Source organism: Shewanella sp. ISS20 (genome assembly GCF_056522965.1).
Window position 1 is genome coordinate 2,965,694 of sequence record NZ_JAWRZK010000001.1, and the last position, 21,132, is coordinate 2,986,825.

General features: G+C 44.6%; 18 protein-coding genes and 1 pseudogene. 7 read left to right on the plus strand and 12 right to left on the minus strand.

The genetic code is table 11. The features are described 5' to 3' along the window. The first annotated feature begins 163 nt into the window (after positions 1–163). Positions 164–1,171, plus strand: a complete 1,008-nt coding sequence (gene add, locus AC1HDP_RS13520; RefSeq protein WP_479639131.1) for an adenosine deaminase — start codon at positions 164–166, stop codon at positions 1,169–1,171. A 123-nt stretch (positions 1,172–1,294) separates the two neighbouring features. Further along, positions 1,295–2,549, plus strand: a pseudogene (locus tag AC1HDP_RS13525) (IS4 family transposase). 69 nt (positions 2,550–2,618) lie between these two features. Here the strand turns inward: AC1HDP_RS13525 and hemN are convergent. The 5 genes from hemN to AC1HDP_RS13550 form a co-directional block, all read right to left on the minus strand. Further along, on the minus strand, positions 2,619–3,995 hold the full coding sequence (hemN, locus tag AC1HDP_RS13530) for an oxygen-independent coproporphyrinogen III oxidase (protein ID WP_479639132.1): 1,377 nt from the start codon (positions 3,993–3,995) through the stop codon (positions 2,619–2,621). A 226-nt stretch (positions 3,996–4,221) separates the two neighbouring features. After that, on the minus strand, positions 4,222–4,689 hold the full coding sequence (locus AC1HDP_RS13535; RefSeq protein WP_479639133.1) for a DUF2489 domain-containing protein: 468 nt from the start codon (positions 4,687–4,689) through the stop codon (positions 4,222–4,224). Positions 4,690–4,715: 26 nt separating this feature from the next. Then, a complete protein-coding gene (yihI, locus tag AC1HDP_RS13540) occupies positions 4,716–5,267 on the minus strand; it encodes a Der GTPase-activating protein YihI (RefSeq protein ID WP_479639134.1) in 552 nt (183 codons plus the stop codon). A gap of 52 nt (positions 5,268–5,319) precedes the next feature. Then, entirely contained in the window at positions 5,320–5,982 is a 663-nt protein-coding gene (locus tag AC1HDP_RS13545) for a methyltransferase domain-containing protein (protein ID WP_479639135.1), read from the minus strand. Positions 5,983–6,777: 795 nt separating this feature from the next. Continuing rightward, positions 6,778–7,398, minus strand: a complete 621-nt coding sequence (locus tag AC1HDP_RS13550; RefSeq protein WP_140930272.1) for a c-type cytochrome — start codon at positions 7,396–7,398, stop codon at positions 6,778–6,780. A gap of 158 nt (positions 7,399–7,556) precedes the next feature. Between AC1HDP_RS13550 and yihA the strand changes: the two genes are divergently transcribed. Continuing rightward, a complete protein-coding gene (gene yihA / locus AC1HDP_RS13555) occupies positions 7,557–8,213 on the plus strand; it encodes a ribosome biogenesis GTP-binding protein YihA/YsxC (RefSeq protein WP_479639136.1) in 657 nt (218 codons plus the stop codon). Positions 8,214–8,878: 665 nt separating this feature from the next. On the opposite strand, the gene polA is transcribed toward yihA, so the two are convergent. The 6 genes from polA to AC1HDP_RS13585 all read right to left on the minus strand — a co-directional run bounded on the left by polA (position 8,879) and on the right by AC1HDP_RS13585 (position 16,403). Then, positions 8,879–11,650, minus strand: coding sequence for a DNA polymerase I (gene polA / locus AC1HDP_RS13560; RefSeq protein ID WP_479639137.1), 2,772 nt, complete (start codon positions 11,648–11,650; stop codon positions 8,879–8,881). A 536-nt stretch (positions 11,651–12,186) separates the two neighbouring features. After that, positions 12,187–13,029: a rhomboid family intramembrane serine protease GlpG gene (gene glpG, locus AC1HDP_RS13565; RefSeq protein WP_479639138.1), complete on the minus strand. Its 843-nt coding sequence runs from the start codon at positions 13,027–13,029 to the stop codon at positions 12,187–12,189. After that, positions 13,026–13,331 (minus strand): thiosulfate sulfurtransferase GlpE, encoded by a 306-nt coding sequence (gene glpE, locus AC1HDP_RS13570; RefSeq protein WP_479639139.1) that lies wholly within the window; start codon positions 13,329–13,331, stop codon positions 13,026–13,028. The genes glpG and glpE overlap by 4 nt, the downstream gene beginning before the upstream one ends. Positions 13,332–13,373: 42 nt before the next feature. Continuing rightward, positions 13,374–14,399: an L-threonine 3-dehydrogenase gene (gene tdh / locus AC1HDP_RS13575; RefSeq protein ID WP_479639140.1), complete on the minus strand. Its 1,026-nt coding sequence runs from the start codon at positions 14,397–14,399 to the stop codon at positions 13,374–13,376. Positions 14,400–14,407: 8 nt separating this feature from the next. Then, positions 14,408–15,601, minus strand: a complete 1,194-nt coding sequence (locus tag AC1HDP_RS13580; RefSeq protein ID WP_479639141.1) for a glycine C-acetyltransferase — start codon at positions 15,599–15,601, stop codon at positions 14,408–14,410. A gap of 160 nt (positions 15,602–15,761) precedes the next feature. Further along, positions 15,762–16,403, minus strand: coding sequence for a TetR/AcrR family transcriptional regulator (locus AC1HDP_RS13585; RefSeq protein WP_479639142.1), 642 nt, complete (start codon positions 16,401–16,403; stop codon positions 15,762–15,764). A 123-nt stretch (positions 16,404–16,526) separates the two neighbouring features. Between AC1HDP_RS13585 and waaA the strand changes: the two genes are divergently transcribed. Then, on the plus strand, positions 16,527–17,804 hold the full coding sequence (gene waaA / locus AC1HDP_RS13590; protein WP_479639143.1) for a lipid IV(A) 3-deoxy-D-manno-octulosonic acid transferase: 1,278 nt from the start codon (positions 16,527–16,529) through the stop codon (positions 17,802–17,804). A 21-nt stretch (positions 17,805–17,825) separates the two neighbouring features. Here the strand turns inward: waaA and AC1HDP_RS13595 are convergent, their stop codons facing one another. Then, a complete protein-coding gene (locus tag AC1HDP_RS13595) occupies positions 17,826–18,557 on the minus strand; it encodes a 3-deoxy-D-manno-octulosonic acid kinase (protein ID WP_479639144.1) in 732 nt (243 codons plus the stop codon). Positions 18,558–18,637: 80 nt separating this feature from the next. On the opposite strand from AC1HDP_RS13595, the gene AC1HDP_RS13600 reads away from it, so the two are divergent. From AC1HDP_RS13600 to AC1HDP_RS13610, 3 genes are read left to right on the plus strand one after another with little or no spacing between them, the layout of a single operon-like run. Beyond that, positions 18,638–19,678 (plus strand): glycosyltransferase family 9 protein, encoded by a 1,041-nt coding sequence (locus tag AC1HDP_RS13600; RefSeq protein ID WP_479639145.1) that lies wholly within the window; start codon positions 18,638–18,640, stop codon positions 19,676–19,678. Between the two features lie 11 nt (positions 19,679–19,689). Further along, on the plus strand, positions 19,690–20,403 hold the full coding sequence (locus tag AC1HDP_RS13605; protein WP_479639146.1) for a glycosyltransferase family 25 protein: 714 nt from the start codon (positions 19,690–19,692) through the stop codon (positions 20,401–20,403). Between the two features lie 33 nt (positions 20,404–20,436). Continuing rightward, positions 20,437–21,114: a glycosyltransferase family 32 protein gene (locus AC1HDP_RS13610; RefSeq protein WP_479639147.1), complete on the plus strand. Its 678-nt coding sequence runs from the start codon at positions 20,437–20,439 to the stop codon at positions 21,112–21,114. The last annotated feature ends 18 nt before the right edge of the window (positions 21,115–21,132 follow it).

Sequence of the window (21,132 nt, forward strand, 5' to 3'; positions counted from 1 at the left end):
GGTGTTTAACTCGTCAGCAGATGCTACATCCAACAGTATAAAAGGTTCTTAAAGCGAAAATACCTTGTTAAATAATCTGATGGTGTAATAAAATTCAAAACGGCCGTATGATAATCAGAACAATGGCAAGTGCGACTTGCTAGAGCCTTATTGGAGTAACTAAATGATAAATACCAGCATTCCCTTAGTCGACTTGCATCGCCACTTAGATGGTAATGTTCGAGTTGGAACTATTTGGTCGTTAGCCGATCAACACGGTATTGCATTGCCTGCGGACTCGCTTGAAACCTTGGCTCCCTATGTGCAAATTCAAGGTAAAGAAGCCAGCTTAGTGGCTTTTTTAGCAAAACTAGATTGGATGGTAGCGGTATTAGCCGACTTAGATGCCGTTAAGCGCGTCGCCTATGAAAACGTGCTTGATGCTGCCATTTCAGGGCTAGATTACACTGAATTACGCTTTAGCCCTTATTACATGGCGATGAACCATAAGTTGCCGCTAGAAGGCGTGGTTGAAGCTGTGATTGAGGGCGTTGCCCACGGCATGCGCGATAGCGATGTAAAAGTGAATCTTATCGGTATTATGTCGCGCTCATTTGGCGTGGATGCTTGCCGCGCTGAACTGAATGCAATTTTATCGCAACGAGCCAAAATCGTGGCGATAGATTTAGCGGGTGATGAGTTGTCATATCCTGGTGACTTATTTGTGGAGCATTTCCGTCGTGCCCGCGATGCAGGTTTAGCTGTCACAGTGCATGCCGGTGAAGCCGATGGCGCGAGTAGCATTTGGCAGGCTATTCGCTCATTAGGTGCTACTCGTATTGGTCATGGGGTTAATGCAGTAAAAGATCCGCAGTTAATGGAGTATTTGGCCAAACATAGAATTGGGATTGAATCTTGCCCAACCAGCAACTTACATACTTCAACGGTAGCGAGTTACCAAGCTCAGCCTTTAAAGGCTTTTTATGATGCCGGCGTGTTAGTCAGCATTAATACTGATGATCCAGGTGTGAGCAATATTGATATTGGCCATGAATATCGCGTGGCCGAGCAAGAAATGGGATTATCCGCTGATGTGTTAGCGCAAATTCAGCGTAATGGCGTCGAGATGGCATTTTTATCTGATAGTGAGCGCCGCGCCATGTATTTTGCTAAAGAAGCCAATTTACCTTAAGCCTTTTGGCTGCAAATAGTAAAAAGCCACTGTATGCAGTAATGCCGATCAGTTAAGACAGATTGCTTGACGATCTCACTGAAAGGATCAAAATCCGATGACACCATGTCATCGGATTTTTTTATGCAACTTTCAGACGCTTTGGCGCGTACTCATATCAATCGCCATACCGAATTCACCTGTCTGGCCGATGTGCTTGAGCCTGATTTAATTCAGTCGTGCCTTGATTCACATGGTGTTGCCAGTTTACGGCGACGTAAGTTACCTATGGATGCCATGATTTGGGCGGTGATTGGTATGGCTCTGTTCAGAGGCGAGTCCGTCCGCTCTCTCATCAATAAGCTTGATATCGTCTTACCTCAAGAGGTGGATTACGTGGCTCGCAGTGCTGTCACGCAAGCGCGCAAGCGGCTAGGCTCTGACGTTGTTCAGGATGTGTTTAAGCGAAGTGCCAAAACCTGGCATGAGAGAGCAGAGCATCCTCATTGGTGTGGACTCAACCTCTACGGTGTCGATGGTGTCGTGTGGCGAACACCTGATAGTGAGCAAAACAATCAGGCCTTTGCCAAAACCGCCAACGTTGCTGGTGATGCTGGCTATCCTCAAATTCGTATGGTTTGCATGATGGAATTAAGCAGCCACTTGGTATTGAACAGCGCCTTTGATTCTGTTTGACAGAGGCTTCTATTCGTTGGGGCTTTTGCACGCCTGGCAACAGGCTCAACCTAACAGCCACTGGCTGCTGCCGTTGAAGAAAGGCACACAATATGAAGTGGTACGCTCTTTAGGAAAACACGACCAACTGGTGCAGTTAACCACCACAGCTCAAGCCAGAAAGAAGTGGCCTATTGCCTGACAATATTGAAGCTCGCTTACTGACGAAGACGGTAAAAGGTAAGTTGGTTTCCATTTTGACCTCATTAACTGACCCCTTGCGTTATCCGGGAGCCGAAATAGCGGATTTATATGCCCATCGATGGGAGATAGCAGTGGGCTATCGGGAGATGAAGCAGCATCTGCTGGAGAGTCGCTTTACGCTACGCAGTCAATTACCAGAGCTGGTTATCCAAGAATTGTGGGGGGTACTGTTGGCCTATAACCACATCAGATACAAGATGGTGTTGATGGCTAAAAGCTTACCGTCGTTACATCCGAACCAATTAAGCTTTAGAGATGCGTCGAGTTATATCATTTTCAAACTGACTCAGCTGTCATCTCAAACGCCAGGGAATGTCCCGAGAGATGTCTTGGACATAGTGCGTAATGCGATGCAGTTCAAGCTTGATGGGAAACGGGATAGAGCCTATCCACGTGCGTTAAAAATGAGTAAAACAAGTATCCCATTAAGCCTAAAAAAAATGCCGTTCACACTAAGTGAACGGCATTACTGTATGCAGTGGCTTTTTTGTGGGTATAGTTCGCGCTAGTCAGTGTGCTTAGCGAGTGATTAGATAACTCGCGAGAACTGCTGCTGGCGTGCTTTGTCGCGGTAATACACGTCAAAGCAAATGCAGATGTTACGAATTAATAAGCGACCGGTTGAGCCGATAGTGATTTTGCGGTCACTAATGTTGACTAATTTATCATCAATAAAGGTCTGCAATAGCTTTAAGTCTTCGCTGAAGTACTGTTCAAATTGAATACCTAGCTTTTGCTCCATATCAGCCATATCGAGCTCAAAGTGACAGATTAATTGCTTGATCACAGCGCGACGAATTTCATCGTCACGATTAAGGCTGCAACCTTTCCACAATGCATGTCCTTGAGCTTCCACGGCTTCGTAATATGGACGAATATCTTTTTGGTTCTGGGCGTAACAATCACCAATCATGCTGATAGATGACACACCTAAGCCCAGTAAGTCACACTCTTCTTGAGTGGTATAACCTTGGAAGTTGCGGTGTAAACGGCCTTCGCGCTGTAACTTAGCTAATTCATCATCTGGCTTAGCAAAGTGATCCATACCTATGTACTGATAACCAGCCTCAGTTAAGGTTGTGATGGTTTGATGCAGCATATCGAGTTTTTGCTGCGGGCCGGGCATATGCTCTTCTTTAATTTTACGCTGCGCGGCAAAGCGGGCAGGTAAGTGCGCATAGTTAAATACCGACAAACGGTCTGGCGATAATTCAATAATGCGGGCGATAGTCGCTGCAAACGTCTCAGGCGTTTGATGCGGCAAGCCGTAAATTAAATCAACGTTAGTAGACACAAAGCCCATAGCTTTGGCTTTGGCCATTAAATCGAAAATAAAGCCTTCATCTTGCTCGCGGTTAACCGCTACTTGTACTTCTTTATTAAAGTCTTGAACACCAATAGAAATACGGTTAAATCCGGCTTCTTTTAAGGTGTCTAGCATTGAGAGTTCAATCTCACGAGGGTCGACTTCGATAGAGTATTCACCTTGCTCTTCAAAATGGAAGTGCTGCTTAAGTAATTGGCTTAAGCGTAAGATTTGCTCTGGATTTAAGAAGGTCGGAGTACCGCCGCCCCAATGCATTTGCGTAACCGTATAATGTTCAAATAACGGCGCGCGATTGATAATTTCTTTCGCTAAGAATTCAATGTACTGATCGGCTTTATGCTGATGGCGGGTAATAATTTTGTTGCAGCCACAGTAATAGCACAGCTTGGCACAGAAAGGAATGTGGATATACAGGGATAATTTATTGCTTTTGCTTGTTTTTATCGCCTGCAATAGGTCTTGCTCAGAGAAAGCGTCGTTAAACTCTAATGCCGTTGGATAAGAGGTATAACGAGGACCGCTATAATTGTATTTCTCAATCATATACTGATCCCAGCTGATCTGTGTGGGCTGCTTCAAGGCGTGACCTCCGGTAATTTAGCAATAGGCGAAGTATGCAGCCTCTACGTCAAAAATACTTTGATCTAGGTTTAAAAATTTAACGTAAAGGTTTCAGAATTAGCGACTATCCAACAAAATGGTGAGCTTGTCTTTGGTTTGATAGAGGTTTTGTGCTCTGACTCACTGGATATGTTGATTTTTATCAATAAAAAAGCCGCATTACTGCGGCTTGTTAATCAGTTGCTTAATGAGATTTTGGCAGTGGATGTAGGGCAATCTGCTGAATTTCTTGCATTATGCCTTCAGCTAACTCAGCCTCACTTTTTATCCGCTGCAAATCAAGCCGCATCCGTTGCTGTTTATCTAACGCTTTTCTGTCATCCCTGATGGGATGAGAAGCGATGCGTTGAAAATGGCGGAATAGGTGAGGGTATTGCGGCATCACCTGCTCGCTGAGCGATAAGATGCCAAACAACTTACCTATGCGGATCACGCCTTCAGACAATTCACACCTATCTTCAATCATAGCTTGGGCGATATAACTGATATCCCCCAGTATTTGCTCTCGCTTAGCCTTGGCGGCGCTAGCGATTGCCAAAGCTTGCTGAGTGGCGTGCTGTTGCTGTTGGCGTAAGCGCCATAACAAGATAGCCGCATACGCGGCTAAAGGCACTATGATGGTGAATGCGGCAATGATCCAGATGCTATCCAACTAAGCCTCCTTGCAATTGATGCGATTTAGTCTCTATGACGAAACTGATCAAGTAACGACTCACCAGACTCAAACTGAGCTAGCAATTCATCATCATTAAGGGCTTTCTTCGGCGCTGGTGCTGCAAGTTCTTCATCATCAGTGATGCCTAATTTGATCATTAAGGCTTCAATCTTATTGAGTTGCTTATCCAGCCACTCTTGATCGGCCGCATTCAGATCGCGACCTTCTTCCAATGCATCCAGCAATTGGTTTAAGCGCGGATCTTCTTCAAGTTGCAACAGCTTTTGGTCATCGCTTAACTTTGGCTTAGGTGAAGCTTTCACGGCAGCAACATTGACTTTTTCAACGGCCGTTGGCAGCACTAAAGCCACAGGCTTTTTGCTGCCATGACGTGGATCTTTCTTGGCAGTTGAACCGTTTGCCACTTGCTCTAATAAAGTCTCATTGTGACGACTTCCGGTTTTATTACCGGTAACGCGTTTCTTTTTAGCGAGTTCACGCTCGGTTTTTTTCTGTCTTGGTGCCTTGGTTGGGGCGCAACCCAGACCACTGCGGGTTTTCTTGGAACGACTCATACTTTTCTCGACTACTGGTTTTGCCCAGCCTGTTTCAAATGCCAGGCCGAGATCAAAGGGCGGGATTTATACCAGATTCTGATGTTTTTTGCATCAGAATGAAATCATCCGCTGCAAATAATAACGTAAATCCACTATTTTCGGCTAAATAACTAAAGGTCTTGGCGTGGAAAAAGGCCACATGCGCGAGATTATTTTTATAATGCCATTTTCCAAAGTCGGCATTATCACTCAACATGCGGGTACTTATCGCCAGCCAACCCCCGGTTTTTAACAGGCGGCATAATAATGCCCATTCACGTTGTGGGTTTCTAAAGTGCTCAAATACTCGATAACAACAGATAAAATCATAACTGTGGCGCAAGACTTGGTGATTAGGAGCAATGAAGGGATCGTATTGCTCCAGTAAATGGCCTTGCTTAGTAATTATCTGCTGGCTGGCAGCATCGAGAATGCGACCGTAATTTAAACCATGCAATTGACTGGCGGTTAACTGATGGAGTTGATCGAGCAGAGGCAGCACAAAATTAGCTAATTGTTGTTGTTTTTTGGCTGGGCTTGGTTGGCTAAATCGTTGTTTCAATGCTTGTGGGGGAAGTTGGCTGCGGCTATCTGCAAATATCAAGCAACAGCGCGGACAACTATAGAAGCTGCGTTTCTTGTCTTGATAAAATATTGAGCATGATGAATTTTGGCAAAGTGGGCAGCTAAGCATTTACTATCAGTAAGTTATGTCACTATTGCAGGATTATACCAGTAAAGAGGTATCGGTATTGATAACTAATAAAATAAAAATGGCGGCAGTTGCCTGCCGCCATATAAAAAATGTCAAAGACATGTCAATTTGATTATCCAGTATCCTTACTAGCTATGTGACTATCCCAGTCAAAATCCATCTGTTATTGTTTGCTTTCCATGCAATTATTTATAGTTTCTGGTCTTCCAGACACTTAATCTTGTAGCGCTTCAATGTTTCAATTGAAGATTCCCGTAGATGGTCTCAGCCATTTACTTATAGGTTGTCATCTATGACACTCAATCCAACCATCCCTGTTTAGTAACTTCTAGCGACATCTCGATTCAGCGAGGAAGAAAACAAAGGTTTTCGAGCAAATTCAAATCCTTTAAATTTGCGCCCTGCTTGAGTATTTGAATCCAATCTGGATTACCAAGAACACTCTGAAAAACTGACATCATTTGAAGATTTCGACCTAGATTACAAAGGGTAATCATCACTTATTATTATTTTTTGTGAGTGGTCTTGAGTTTATTCTTATTATTAACTTTTATTTATTTTTATATCTTAAATGTATGTAATCGATATCAGTGCATGATTATAAGTATTAACATTCACACTGCTGGGTTTGTATCGTTACGGGGCTCATTAAACCCAAATATGTGATTATTGTCAAGCAATAGCACTACGCGCTTTACGTTAACGTAAGCTTTAAGTAAATAAAAAGGGAGCAAGAGCTCCCTTTTTATAGTCATTTCAATCATTAAGCTTTGTTCATTTAATGGTAGATATATAAGTCGATAATGCGTCGATATCTTGAGGAGATAATTTTTTTGCGATATCACGCATCATGCCATTCATATCATTATTTCTACTGCCATCATGAAACTTAGTTAGCTGAATTTTGATATAATTAGCATGTTGTCCGGCTAAGCTTGGGAAACCGGCTAATGCCATACCATTACCGTCTGGGCCATGACAAGCGATACAGGCAGTAATGCCCCGTGACATATCGCCACCTTTATACAAGGTTTCACCTAATGCAGGTGTTTCGATGGCTGGATTGGCAGTGATGGTCTGACTAGAGAAATAGGCAGATAAATCCTTTATATCTTCATCAGACAGGGCGGCAGCCATGCTACTCATGATAGGATCCATGCGGCCATTGGTACCGCCAGTTTGAGAAGCAGTACGGAATTCTTGTAATTGCTTTTGTAAATAGGTGGCATGTTGTTGAGCAATTTTAGGATACATGTTGATCATGCTGTTGCCGTCAACACCATGGCAGGCAGCACAGGTAATAGACTTGGCTTTACCCGCCTCAACATTACCTTCAGCAATCGCAGAGGAAGATATAGTGGCGACTACAGACAGCGCTAGAGCTAACTTTTTCATGGCGTTCCAACTTCTTGTTAGTTTAATGTCCTGGTTCGAGAGACAGTCGTGTTAAAATGAGCCAACTGTGATCGAGCCTATATTTTACACGAAATCGTGGAAAAGTAAGCAATTCTTCAACTTTTATGACAAAAGTGATGCATCTACTGGAGTATTACGTGACAGATAATCAAATTGATTTTCGTAAAGCTAAGTTTCTTATCAGCGCTCCTGATATTGCCCACTTAGATAAACATTTACCGGGCGATACCGGCATCGAAATCGCTTTTGCTGGTCGCTCTAACGCCGGTAAATCGAGCGCGTTAAATGCGCTGACCGAGCAAAAAAGCTTAGCAAGAACCAGTAAGACCCCAGGTCGCACTCAATTAATTAACGTATTTGAGCTTGATGACTATCGACGTTTAGTAGATTTGCCTGGTTATGGTTTTGCCCAAGTGCCGTTAGCGCTGAAGAAAAAGTGGCAACATGCCTTGGGTGAGTACCTGCAGAAACGCGAATGTCTTAGCGGTGTTGTGGTGTTAATGGATATTCGCCACCCACTTAAAGATCTTGATATTCAAATGATTGAATGGGCTGTGGAAAGTGAAATCCCAGTATTAACTTTGCTGACTAAATCAGACAAGTTAGCCCAAAGTGCACGTATGAAGACAGTCAATGAAGTGCGTGCCGCTTTAGCTGAGTTCGGTGATTGGGTTAATGTTGAACCATTCTCATCACTTAAAGGCACTGGTAAGCAAAAGGTATTATCGATTCTGAATGGTTGGTGCCATCCAGAAGGATGGGAAGAGTTTGAGCCAGAAGAGCAACAACTCTAATCGTTAGCTTTTAAATTAAAGTCTGCCGCGGCAGGCTTTTTTTTTCCAAAAAAAAAGCCGATGACAATAGGGTCAGCGGCTTAAAGTTAGCTCTTTTGGGGAGAAGCTAAAATTCAACAAGACTCAAGTTCTGGTGTTTCACAAATGATTCATTTGTTATCAACAGCGCTTAATGATCACAGCATAGCTTGAAATTTGGCGAGATTAAAGTATTTACTCTAATTTTTTTTAGGGCAAAAAAAAGCCTCAGCAATACAAAGATTGCTGAGGCGCCAGAATTTGGCTGTTCACTAAAAGTGAAATAAAGGTCTGAAAGATAGAACATCTTAACCTCTGTACCCTACGCCGTGAATAATACTGGATTAATCATATTTTGAAAAACTGTTTTTTGCTCAATGACACAATAATGTGATGCCGATCGCGTCTCGCGCTGTTTTTATCAGCAGTTTTTGATCTAAAAATTACATAAAAAAAGAAGATGTCACCGAATGATGACATCTTCTTTTCATGAGTTCTTGAGTGAATTTCAATCAAGTCTGTCGCAAGAGCTTGGGCTACCTCAAACTGGGTAGCCTTTTTGCAGGGAGCGTTTACCTCACACTTAGTAATTTACTTTCGTAACTTAGTTGCTACGGCAGGCATCGCAAGTGAAGGCCTGCGTGAGCTTAGTGGGCTTCATCCCAGTTATTACCAATTCCTGCTTCTGCCAGCAATGGCACATCAAGATTGGCCGCTGTTGCCATCAATTGGCAAATTTTGTCTTTTAGGGTTTCGGCCTGCGCCGCATCAACTTCAAAGACTAATTCATCGTGAACTTGCATCAGCATGGATATTTCACCATGGGTATGCTCGTTAATCCATTGATCGACCGTGATCATGGCGCGCTTGATGATATCGGCCGCAGTGCCTTGCATCGGCGCGTTAATTGCGGCGCGTTCTGCGCCTTGTCGGCGCATAGCGTTACGAGCATGTATTTCGGGTAAATATAAGCGTCGCCCAAGCAAGGTTGAAACGTAGCCTTGCTCTGCCGCTAAAGCGCGGGTTTCTTCCATATAGCGCAGCACCCCAGGATAGCGGGCAAAATAAGTATCAATATAGGTTTGCGCTTCTGCGCGGGGAATATCTAACTGCTTAGCTAACCCAAAGGCTGACATACCGTAAATCAAACCAAAGTTAACCGCTTTCGCGCGGCGTCTTTGCTCTGTGGTGACAGTTTCAAACGCGACATCAAACACTTCGGCAGCGGTTGCACGGTGAATATCTTTGCCTTGCGCAAACGCGCTGAGTAAACCGGCATCTTGGGATAAGTGCGCCATGATTCTGAGCTCGATTTGCGAGTAATCGGCAGCCAGAATTTTTTTACCTTCAGGGGCGATAAATGCTTGGCGAATGCGGCGGCCTTCTGCGGTACGAATAGGGATATTCTGTAAGTTAGGCTCGCTTGACGATAAACGGCCAGTAGCGGCATTGGCTTGATGATAGCTAGTATGCACGCGGCCAGTTTTAGCATTCACCATCATCGGCAGCTTATCGGTATAAGTGCTCTTTAACTTAGATAGACTGCGATGCTCTAACAAGATTTTCGGTAGCGGATAATCCAAAGACAGCTCGACTAATACTTCCTCGGCAGTGGATGGCGCGCCCTTAGGAGTTTTCTTGATGACGGGATAACCCAACTTTTCAAAGAAGATAGTCTGCAGCTGTTTAGTTGAACTTAAATTAAACACTTCGCCTGCCAGTTCATGGGCATCTTGCTCTAACTTATCAATTTTACGGGTTAGCTCTTCACTTTGCTGTGCCAATAATAAGCTGTCAATTAATACGCCGCGACGCTCCATGGCTGACAACACAGGAACTAATGGCATTTCTAAGTCGAGCAATACCTTATCTAGACTGGTTTCTTTCGCCAGTCTTGGCCACAAATGCTGATGCAAGCGCAAGGTGATATCAGCGTCTTCAGCGGCGTAAGTTGCGGCTTGCTCTAATGGAATTTGATTAAAAGTAAGCTGCTTAGCGCCTTTACCGGCAACTTCTTCAAAACTTATGTTGTTATGACCTAAATACTTGAGGGCCAAGCTATCCATGTCGTGGCGGCTCGCCACTGAGTTAAAGACATAAGATTCGAGCATAGTGTCAAATTTAACGCCTTGCAGCGCAATGCCGGCGTTAGCGAGCACGCTCATGTCGTATTTTAAATTTTGCCCGACTTTATGAATGGTTGGGTCTTCCAATCGCGGCTTAAGCTGGGCTAATACTTGCTGCTTATCTAACTGAGTCGGCGCGCCTTCATAATCATGGCCTAATGGTAGATAAGCGGCTTCGCCCGCGGTAATCGCAAAGGATAACCCCACCAACTGAGCTTGCATGTAATCAAGGCTAGTGGTTTCTGTATCTATGGCGACAAGCTCTGCTTGCTTGATTTTTTCAATCCAAGTATCAAGCTGCGCTTGGGTTAATAGGGTTTCATATCGAGTAGTGATAATAGGAGCGACTTCAGCTTCTTCAGCAGCTGTTGCTAGCACCATAGCGCTGGCACTAGTTGATGTTGGCGCGCGCGTATCGAGCACTTCAGCCAACCAGCGCTTAAATTCCATGTCAGTAAAATACTGAGCTAAGGCTTGCTTGTCTTCATCTTGGCGTTCAAGTTGCTGCCAAGTTTGCTCCATAGGAACATCTATTTTAATGGTGGCAAGCTCATAAGACAGTTGCAGCATGGCGGCATTGTCTTTGATTTTGGCGGGCATAGTTTTAGCGCCGCGAAAACCAAGGGTTGCCACAGCATCTGGATCGCGCAGCAGGTTAGCGACACTGCCGGCACCAGTAATAAGGGCTACTGCCGTTTTTTCACCGACGCCAGGTAAGCCTGGAATGTTATCAGCCTTATCACCCATTAATGCCAGTAAATCTATGATTCTATTTGGACCCACGCCAAATTTTTCAGTGACTTCGAGCGGTCCCATCACAGTATCTGTCATGGTGTTAATGAGGATGACGTTGTCGCTGACTAATTGCGCCATGTCTTTATCGCCAGTACTAATAAGCGTGGCACGACCTTCGGCGCAAGCTTGCGAGGCTAAGGTGCCAATCACATCGTCCGCTTCAACACCTGTGATAGAAATCAGCGGTAAGCCCATGGCTTTAATAATTTTATGTAACGGCTCTATTTGGCTGCGCAAATCATCAGGCATAGGCGGGCGCTGCGCCTTGTATTCGCTATACATGTCGTTACGAAAGGTTTTGCCTTTGGCATCAAACACTACCGCTATGTGCGAAGGCGAATATTGGCGCAATAAGCTTCTAAGCATATTAACGACACCATAGACGGCGCCAGTAGCTTCCCCTTTGGAGTTAGTAAGATGCGGCGGAGCATAATAGGCGCGATAAAGATAAGAAGAACCGTCGATTAAGATCAGGGGATTGTCGCTGATGGTAGCCATGTTGATATCGTGAGTCATTGCAAATGAAGTAAGCATGCCACATTGACAACCAATAGGCGAGTTAGCAAATCTTCGCGGTGCATAAGTTAATTTTGAGGTAAATCTTAGGCTTGAAAAATGAACAGCTAAGTATGAAATTCAGACAGTGCTAAAAAAGGTGATTAGCTGTGGATAACTCTGTGAATCAAAATGATCTATATGGGAATAACCGATCGGATCGGAAAAGAGTGATTTTGTAAGTCATTGAAAGTGCGTTGATAAATAAAATTATGTGAGATCAGATCAAATTTATTTAAAACATCTTGAATTGTGGATTTTTTTGTTAGACAGAAAAAAAATCTGCGCTAAAAGTCATCAATTTAAGCCAGTTAGAAACAGGATTTATAACTTAGCATGTTTTTTAAACTGAGCAATCGATTTGTGATGGAGTTGTTAAAATACTTGGTTATATTGATGCCGACCTTATGCTAAATAGGGCTAAGGTCGACAAGCTGTGTGCTAGGTAATGGTTATATGTTGCGACTAACGCGAATTGGCTAGCGGGAATGAGGCTGGCGGCGGCTATCAAATAAGCCTTGAGCAATACCAACCAGCAATCCGCCGACATGGGCGCCGTTAGCAATGGATAAGCCAAAGGCATCGGTGAAGCCTAATACTAGCCAAATCATCATAAAGCCCATAAACGAATTTTGCAGAGCAATGCCAGCTTCGGGTTTACGAATTCCCATTACATAGGTGTAGCCAGCTAACGCATAGACCACACCTGATAGGCCGCCAAAATTGGGGCCTTGTAGTAGATATTGCAGCACATTGGGCAGGGTGCCGGCTACCAGTAAAATCAGTAGCAGTTTGCCACTACCTAATTGCTGCTCGATTTTGCCGCCTAAGTACCACCACCATAATAAGTTGAATATGATGTGCATGGCGGAAAAATGAATGAGGCTAGGAGTAAATACTCGCCAGAACTCATCAAGTCCTGCGCTTGGGGTGACGCCAAAAAAGCCTAAGTGGATAAATAAGGTATCGGCAAAGCCGAGATTCCAAGCGCCAAAAATAACAATACAGATAGCGAGAATGCTAAGGGTTAGCGGTCCGCTGGTGCTTATGACTTCGGCCAGCAACTGCTTAATGGGCTTACCATAATTTAAATTGCTATGGGTGCTGCCGTACTGCCAGGAGGCTTGCAAGTATTTGTCATCATTGGGATGAGCAATAAAGTTTTGGTACTCAGCTTCCGCCTTGGCAAAATCGCTGGCATCCACCAACAACTGCACTTGCATGCCTTCATCATGCATCTGGCAAACTACACCTTGGCTTTTAAGGTAATCAATCAGCGCTTGGGCAGCCCGGGCGTTAGGTAAGTGACCAAAAATCATCATAAGTTCGCTGCCTGCCAAGCGCTAAAGCCGCCATCGAGACTATAGACTTGATCAAAGCCTTGCTCGCTTAGGTAGTTAGCGGCATTTTGGCTGCTCATGCCGTGATAACAAACAACGACTAGCGGCGCGTCCAAATCGGCTTGTTGAATATAATCCACCAGATTGTCATTGGTAAGGTTAACGGCCGCTGGGATATGCGCTTGCTCAAAGCTTGCAGAGTCACGAATATCAACAATCTGTAACTGTGGATCTTGTTGCTGCATAACGCGCAGCATGCCGAGATCCATATGGGTAAAAGACATATACACTCCGAAAAAAAATGGCGGGCAGACCCGCCATCATAATTATGACCAGTCGAGGATCACTTTTCCTGATTGGCCAGAACACATGGCATCAAAGCCTTGTTGGAAATCATCAATGGCAAAATGGTGGGTGAGAATAGGGCTAATATCGAGACCTGATTGAATTAAGCTTGCCATCTTGTACCAGGTTTCAAACATCTCACGGCCATAAATACCTTTGATCACTAGGCCTTTAAAGATGACCTTGCTCCAATCAATGGCCATATTGCCACTAGGAATACCTAGCATGGCAATCTTACCGCCGTGATTGATGGTATCAAGCATGGCGTGGAAGGCTGATGGTACGCCAGACATCTCTAAGCCGACATCAAAGCCTTCGGTCATGCCAAGTTCTGCCATGACAGTTTTTAAGTCTTCATTAGCGACATTGACTGCGCGAGTGGCTCCCATTTTACGGGCTAACTCAAGGCGGTATTCGTTCACATCGGTAATGACCACATGACGGGCGCCAACGTGGCGACATACGGCGGCGGCCATAATACCAATGGGGCCAGCGCCTGTGATCAATACATCTTCGCCAACCAGATCAAAAGATAAGGCGGTATGCACAGCGTTACCGAGGGGATCGAAAATCGCGGCCATATCATCGCTGATATCATCAGGAATTTTGAAGGCGTTAAAGGCAGGGATCACTAAGTATTCGGCAAAAGATCCTTGGCGATTGACGCCAACGCCAGTGGTGTTGCGGCATAAGTGGGTGCGACCAGCACGGCAATTGCGGCAGTAACCACAAGTAATATGGCCTTCACCTGAGACGCGATCGCCAATGTTAAAGCCGCGAACTTCTTGGCCCATGCCTACCACTTCACCGACATATTCATGGCCGACGATCATAGGGACTGGGATGGTTTGTTGTGACCATTCATCCCACTTATAGATGTGCACGTCGGTACCGCAAATGGCGGTTTTGCGAATTTTGATCAAGAGATCGTTGTGTCCCACTTCAGGCATGGGAGCTTCAACCTGCCAAATACCTTCTTTAGGATGTAACTTGCTGAGAGCTTTCATAATAATCCTTATATGATGCCTAATTCTTTACCGATACGAGTAAATGCTTCAATCGCTTGATCGAGTTGTGCTTGGGTGTGGGCCGCCGACATTTGGGTGCGAATTCGTGCTTGGCCTTTAGGCACTACCGGATAGGAGAAGCCCACCACATAGATATTTTCTTGCAGTAATCGATTCGAGAACTCAGAAGCAAGTTTAGCATCGCCTATCATCACAGGAATAATGGCGTGATCGGCGCCGCCTAAGGTAAAGCCCGCCGCTGACATATGCTCGCGGAAATAACGGCTGTTATCCCATACCGATTGACGCAAGGCTTGGCCTGATTTCAGCATGTCGAGCACTTGAATCGAGGCATGTACTATGGCCGGCGCTAATGAGTTAGAGAACAAATACGGACGCGAGCGCTGGCGTAACCAATCAATGACTTCTTTCTTGCCTGCAGTAAAGCCGCCAGAAGCGCCGCCCATGGCCTTACCTAAAGTCCCGGTAATTATGTCGACTCGGCTCATGACTTGGCAGTGTTCATGGGTGCCGCGGCCATTGGCGCCGATAAAGCCGACCGCATGGGAATCATCCACCATGACCAAGGCGCCATATTTATCGGCCAGATCGCACACACCTTGCAAGTTGGCAATAACGCCATCCATAGAAAACACGCCATCGGTGGCGATTAAGATGTGACGCGTGCCTGCGGCTTGGGCCGCTTGCAATTGTTGTTCTAAATCTGCCATGTCGTTATTGGCATAACGAAAGCGTTTAGCTTTACATAAACGCACACCATCAATAATAGAGGCATGGTTTAGAGCGTCGGAAATAATCGCATCTTCAGCTCCCAATAAGGTTTCAAATAAACCCGCGTTGGCATCAAAGCATGACGAGTAGAGGATGGTGTCTTCCATGCCTAAAAATTCACTGAGCTCGGTTTCTAACTGCTTATGAATATCTTGGGTACCACAGATAAAGCGCACTGAAGCCATACCAAAACCGTGGGAATCTAATCCCTGTTTGGCAGCGCTAATCAACTTAGGGTGATTGGCAAGACCAAGGTAGTTATTGGCACAGAAATTAATGACTTGCTTGCTATTCACTTGAATGGCGGTTTGCTGAGGTGAGGCAATGATGCGCTCGCTCTTATAGAGGCCTTCAGCCTTTACATCTTGAATTTGCTGTTGAATTTGCTCGTAAAAAGAAGGTGCTGCCACGAAAATCTCCTTGGGTACTTATTTTGATAGTTGGAGTTGTTGGCATTTTAACCTTAATTACCGCGCCGCTGCAGTGATTTTTATGCCACTTAAGGTAGCAAGTTCACGTCCTCATGGCTTACTGGTGTGACGCATGTCAACAAATCAGTCGCTAGGGCTATTAAGGCTTGAGGGTTAACTCACGATAATGCCGCTCCATCCGCTCAAAGGTTTCTAATGAGGCGGGCATGGCGTAGCCTTTAAAAATCATTAATACCCGTAGCAGGCCCTCATACAAAGTCGATTTACTGATTTGATGGGTGCTTGATTGCGTGAGTTGATAGCCAATCCATGAGCTCACTATCATTTTTACTGTGTCAGCTAATTCAACCACTTTGCCAGTTTCTATATTAAGAAAACCATCTTGGCATAATTGGCTTAATACTTGGCTTGAGCGCTGCAATACCGATTGCTGCGCTTTAAGATAGCGGCGTTTGAGGGCTTCATCGCGACTCAGAATGTCGGCTAAGTTGGCGTAGATAAAGCGAAATTGCCACATGGTATAAAACATGGCATCAAAGTATTTTAGTAATAGTTCAATATTGACGGGCTGATCGACATAGGGCTGAAACCCTTGCTCTAAATGATCTTCGTACAAGCTGAAGATAGAGCGAATGATGTCTTCCTTGTTGCGAAAGTGGTAATACAAGTTGCCAGGGCTAATGCTTAAGTGGGCGGCAATATGATTGGTGCTAGTGGCGCGCTCGCCGTGTTCATTGAACAACTCAAGACTGGCTAGAATAATTTTATCGCGCGTTTTCATGAGATCCCCTAAGGATTAACTGCTTAACCTAATTACCTTTTGCGACCTTGAGATGCTCGGCGCAGCTTTATGTTAACATTGGCATTAAGGCCCAAGCAAAATCGATTTTAAGCATAAATTCATATGAACCGAACGCTGTATTCCATTCTTGTCACCTTGCTGACGCCATTATTGGTCGTGTATTTATTACTACGGTCACGCAAAGACCCTAGCTACAGGCTGCGCTGGGGCGAGCGTTTTGGTTTAACGCGCCTGTTGCCATCTCAAGTATTAATTCATTCAGTGTCTATGGGCGAAACCTTAGCGGCTGTGCCCTTGATTCGGCAATTATTAAGCGCTTATCCCGACTATCGACTGACGTTAACGACCTCAAGCCCAACGGGATCCGCGCAAGTGTTAAAAGCGTTCGCGGCGGAAATTCAGCAAGGGCGAGTGCAGCATGTGTATTTGCCTTTTGATATTCCGCTAGCCATTCATAGGTTTATAAAACAGTTGGCGCCCAAGCTCGTGATTATTATGGAAACTGAGTTGTGGCCTAATTTGATTCATTACAGTTACCAAGCGGGCGCCAAAGTGGTGCTTGCCAATGGGCGACTTTCTGAAAAATCAGCGCAAAAATACCATAAACAATTAACGCTAGTGGCACCTATGCTCAAGCAATTAGCTGCCATAGCCGTGCAAACCCCCGCAGAAGCCGAGCGTTTTATCGAGCTTGGGGTAAAGGTCGAGCGCATTAGCGTTTGTGGCAGTTTAAAATTCGATTTGAACATAGATGCCAAGCGTCAAGTAGCTTCGGCGGAATTGCGTCGCCATTGGCAAAAAGATAAGGCACCAGTATGGGTGGCAGGGAGTGTTCATCCCGGTGAATTTTCCGCCATGATTGAAGCGCATCAGTTAGTGCTAGCTCAGTATCCTGCAGCCTTGATGATTTTAGTGCCGCGCCATCCTGAGCAATTTGAACTAGCGGCTCAAACCTTAGCGGCCGCGGGTTTTAAGGTAGCACGGCGTAGCCAGCAAACGGACATCGCAGCGCACACACAAGTGCTGCTGGGCGATACCATGGGAGAATTACTCGATTTATATGGCTGCGGCGATCAAGCCTTTGTAGGTGGCAGTTTAATTGTCCATGGTGGCCATAATCCGCTGGAGCCTGCTGCCCTTGGGCTGGCCGTGTATATGGGGCCTAACTATCGTGACTTTTTAGAGATAGGCCAACTGCTACAAGATGCCAATAATTTAACGTTAGTTAGTTCGGGGGAGGCTTTAGGGCAGGAGTTATTAGCCAAAATAGCCAATCCAGCCCTAAAACAACAAGCAGGTGATGCTGGCCTTAGTGTGTTGGCGCAAAATCGTGGCGCTTTAGATAAGCAGCTTGCGCTTATAAGGCAGCTTAGTGCTTAAGCTGCTAATAGCATTAATTATTTAGCCTTGAGCGCGGGTAAGGTTATAGCCTTTAAGCAGTTGCATCCACGCACTATCACTAAAGTTAAGCTTAGGCTGCTTGGCTTTCTCTTTAGTGAAAGAGCGCAATAAACGGGCTAAGTTGGCTTGCTGCCATTGATGATTCGCAGGCTTAATTGCGCCGCGATCAAAATCAATTAAATGAAAGCCTTGCGGGTTAAGCATAATGTTTTTTGCGTTTAAATCAGCGTGGTAGACACCGCGCTGATGGAACTTAGCTATGCATGCCCCAAGCGCTTGCCACTGTGTATCATCAAGGCTTTGACGCTCAAGAATATCCACCAAATCGCGCGCTTCAGGAATTTTTTCAATCAAAATATCGGCTTGATAAAACAGCCCGTGATGAATAACCCGCGCGGCTATGGGTTTTGGCACCGGATAGCCTTCAATCCACAGGGTATTTAATAAGGTGAGTTCCGCCGCCGCGCGTGTGCGCTGCAAACCCAGATAACAATATTTATCTTTGGATAGGCGAGCAATCGCGCCGCCGCGCCAATAATGGCGTAACACCCACTGCTCAGACTCATGCTGCACAAACCAAGTGGTATAGCGTCCACAAGAGGTGCCGAACACCGCATTTTGCTGCTGCCAGAAATCAGGCTCAAACCAGTTAGGGCTCAAGTGCTGTGGTGCAAATTGAGTCGAAAGTAAGCTTGTTTGATCAAGCTTTTGGATTTTGAGCTTAAATGACATATTTAGTTGGGCCAAAACATGGAACACGAGGCTATTCTACATTAAGATCCACGCCTTGCATTAATTAACTGGCGACTGCTATGGAACTTGCACCTCATCAATCTCTTTGTATTTTACGTCTTTCCGCCATTGGTGATGTGTGTCATGCGGTGGCTATGGTGCAAGCGATTCAAAGACAATATCCGACGGTGACTATCACTTGGGTGATTGGCAAAGTTGAATATCAACTGCTTAAGCATTTGCCTGGGGTTGAATTTGTTATCTTCGATAAATCATTGGGCTGGCGCAGTTATCAGCAATTAAGAGCTAATCTTAACGGCCGTAAGTTTGATGCGCTGCTGCATATGCAAGTAGCATTGCGTGCCACGGTCGCCTCTTTATGTATTAAGGCTAAAACCCGGATTGGATTTGATAAGGCGCGCGCTAAAGAAGGTCAATGGTTAGTTACTAATCAAGCGATTGCCCCGCAAACGCAGCCCCATGTACTTGATGGCTTTATGGGCTTTGCTGCTGCCATAGGCGTAAAAGATTTAACGCCGCAGTGGAATATTCCAGTAACTGCCGCTGACAGTGAGTTTGCCGCTGAACATATTCCTGCTGATGATAAAACGTTAATTATTTGTCCTTCAGCCAGCAAGGCCGAGCGAAATTGGTTACCTGAGCGTTATGGCGCCATCGCTAACTATGCTAGCGAGCGTGGCTTGCGAGTATTACTGTGCGGCGGCCCAAGCGCCAGTGAGCAGCAATTAGCCGCGCAAATTCAAGCCAATTGCAGCGTTAAGCTAACCAATTTGGTAGGCAAAACTACTTTGTGTCAGATGCTCGCACTATTAAAGCGTGCCACCGTAGTGATTGCTCCAGATACTGGCCCTGCCCATATGGCAGTAACCCAAGGCACCCCAGTGATTGGCCTATATGCCCATTCAAATCCTGGCCGCACTGGCCCATATTTATATCAAGACTTAGTGGTGAGCGTGTATGACCAAGTGATCTTAGAGCAGCATCCACAAGGTGATATTACTTGGGGTAAGCGCGCCAAAGGCAGCGATCTCATGGCAATAATTAGTGTTGAACAAGTTGTGTTGAAATTAGCCCAAATGCAAGTTTTGTCACTGCAATAAATTGAGACTATATGAAAGTATTTGTAATTAATCTTGCGCGCTCAACCGAGCGTCGGCAATTGATGACTGAAAAAATGGCAGCGGCTGGCGTTGAGTTTGAATTCTTTGATGCTGTCGATGCGGCTGTGCCAGATTTCAGATTATCTGAACGTGCTGCGCCTAACATCACTAAGCGACGCAAAGGTTATGAGCTTTTGCCTAGTGAGATAGCCTGTTATGCCAGTCACTTTCGTTTATGGCAGCAATGTATTGAGCTCAATGAGCCGCTAGTGATTCTAGAGGACAATATTGATCTAGTTAAGGAATTTAAAGTCGTTTTGGAAAAGACTTTCAGCCGAGTCTCTGAATTTGGGTATATAAAACTGGCAGCCACTAAACCTAGGGCATTTAAATCCAAAGCTAATGTTGATGGAACTCATCAGATAGGCGTCTACAAAAAGGGTACGTGCGGAACAACTGGCTATATAATCACACCTGAAGTTGCCGCTCGATTTATTTCCTGCAGTGATAAATTTATTGAGCCGGTTGATGACTTTATGGAAAAGCCTTGGATCCATAAAGTTCAAGCTTATAGTCTTAAGCCCTCTATTTGTCTGCGCGGTGAGGTTGTTTCAACGATTGGAAGTAATCGAAAGAAAAAAGAGAATATTAGTCTATTAACACAAGTATATATTGAATCATATCGGGTCTATGAAACAGTGAGTCGACTCTTATTCTGGAAATAGTAATAAATTAATTTTAGTAAGGGTTAGTTAACAATGAATGAAAAAATTATTCACTATTGCTGGTTTGGTAGAGGAAAAAAATCAGACCTGATTAATCACTGCATTGAATCTTGGAAGAAAATTTTGCCTGATTATAAAATTGTTGAATGGAATGAAGATTCATTTGATATTACAGGTAATGCCTATGTGGAACAAGCTTATCAAGAGCGGAAATGGGCTTTTGTTTCTGACTATGTAAGACTCTATGCTCTTTTAAATTACGGCGGTATTTATCTTGATACAGATGTTGAGGTCTTTAAATCTCTAGACAAATTTTTAGAGCATGAATTTTTCTCTGGGTTTGAACTTTACAAAAATAAATTAAGCCCTATCACAGCTGTTATGGGGGCTAAGAAGAATAATTTACTTATTGCTCGTCTTCTAAAAGACTATGAAACAATAAAATTTGTTAATAAAGATGGATCTTTTGACTATGAAACTAATACCAATAAAATTACTCGAGTACTTGTTAATGAATTTGGTATAGATCCTTGTTGCGATGAACTACAAGTTAAAAATGGTGAAATTTATATCTACCCATCGAGTATTTTCTGCAATAAAGCTGCGGAGTCTTACACAATGCACTATTTTAATGCTAGTTGGATACCCAAGAGGAAGAAGTTAAGAAGACGATTAAGAACTTTTTTAAAATCAATAATTGGTAGAAAATGACTTTTGTGTGGGTTATTA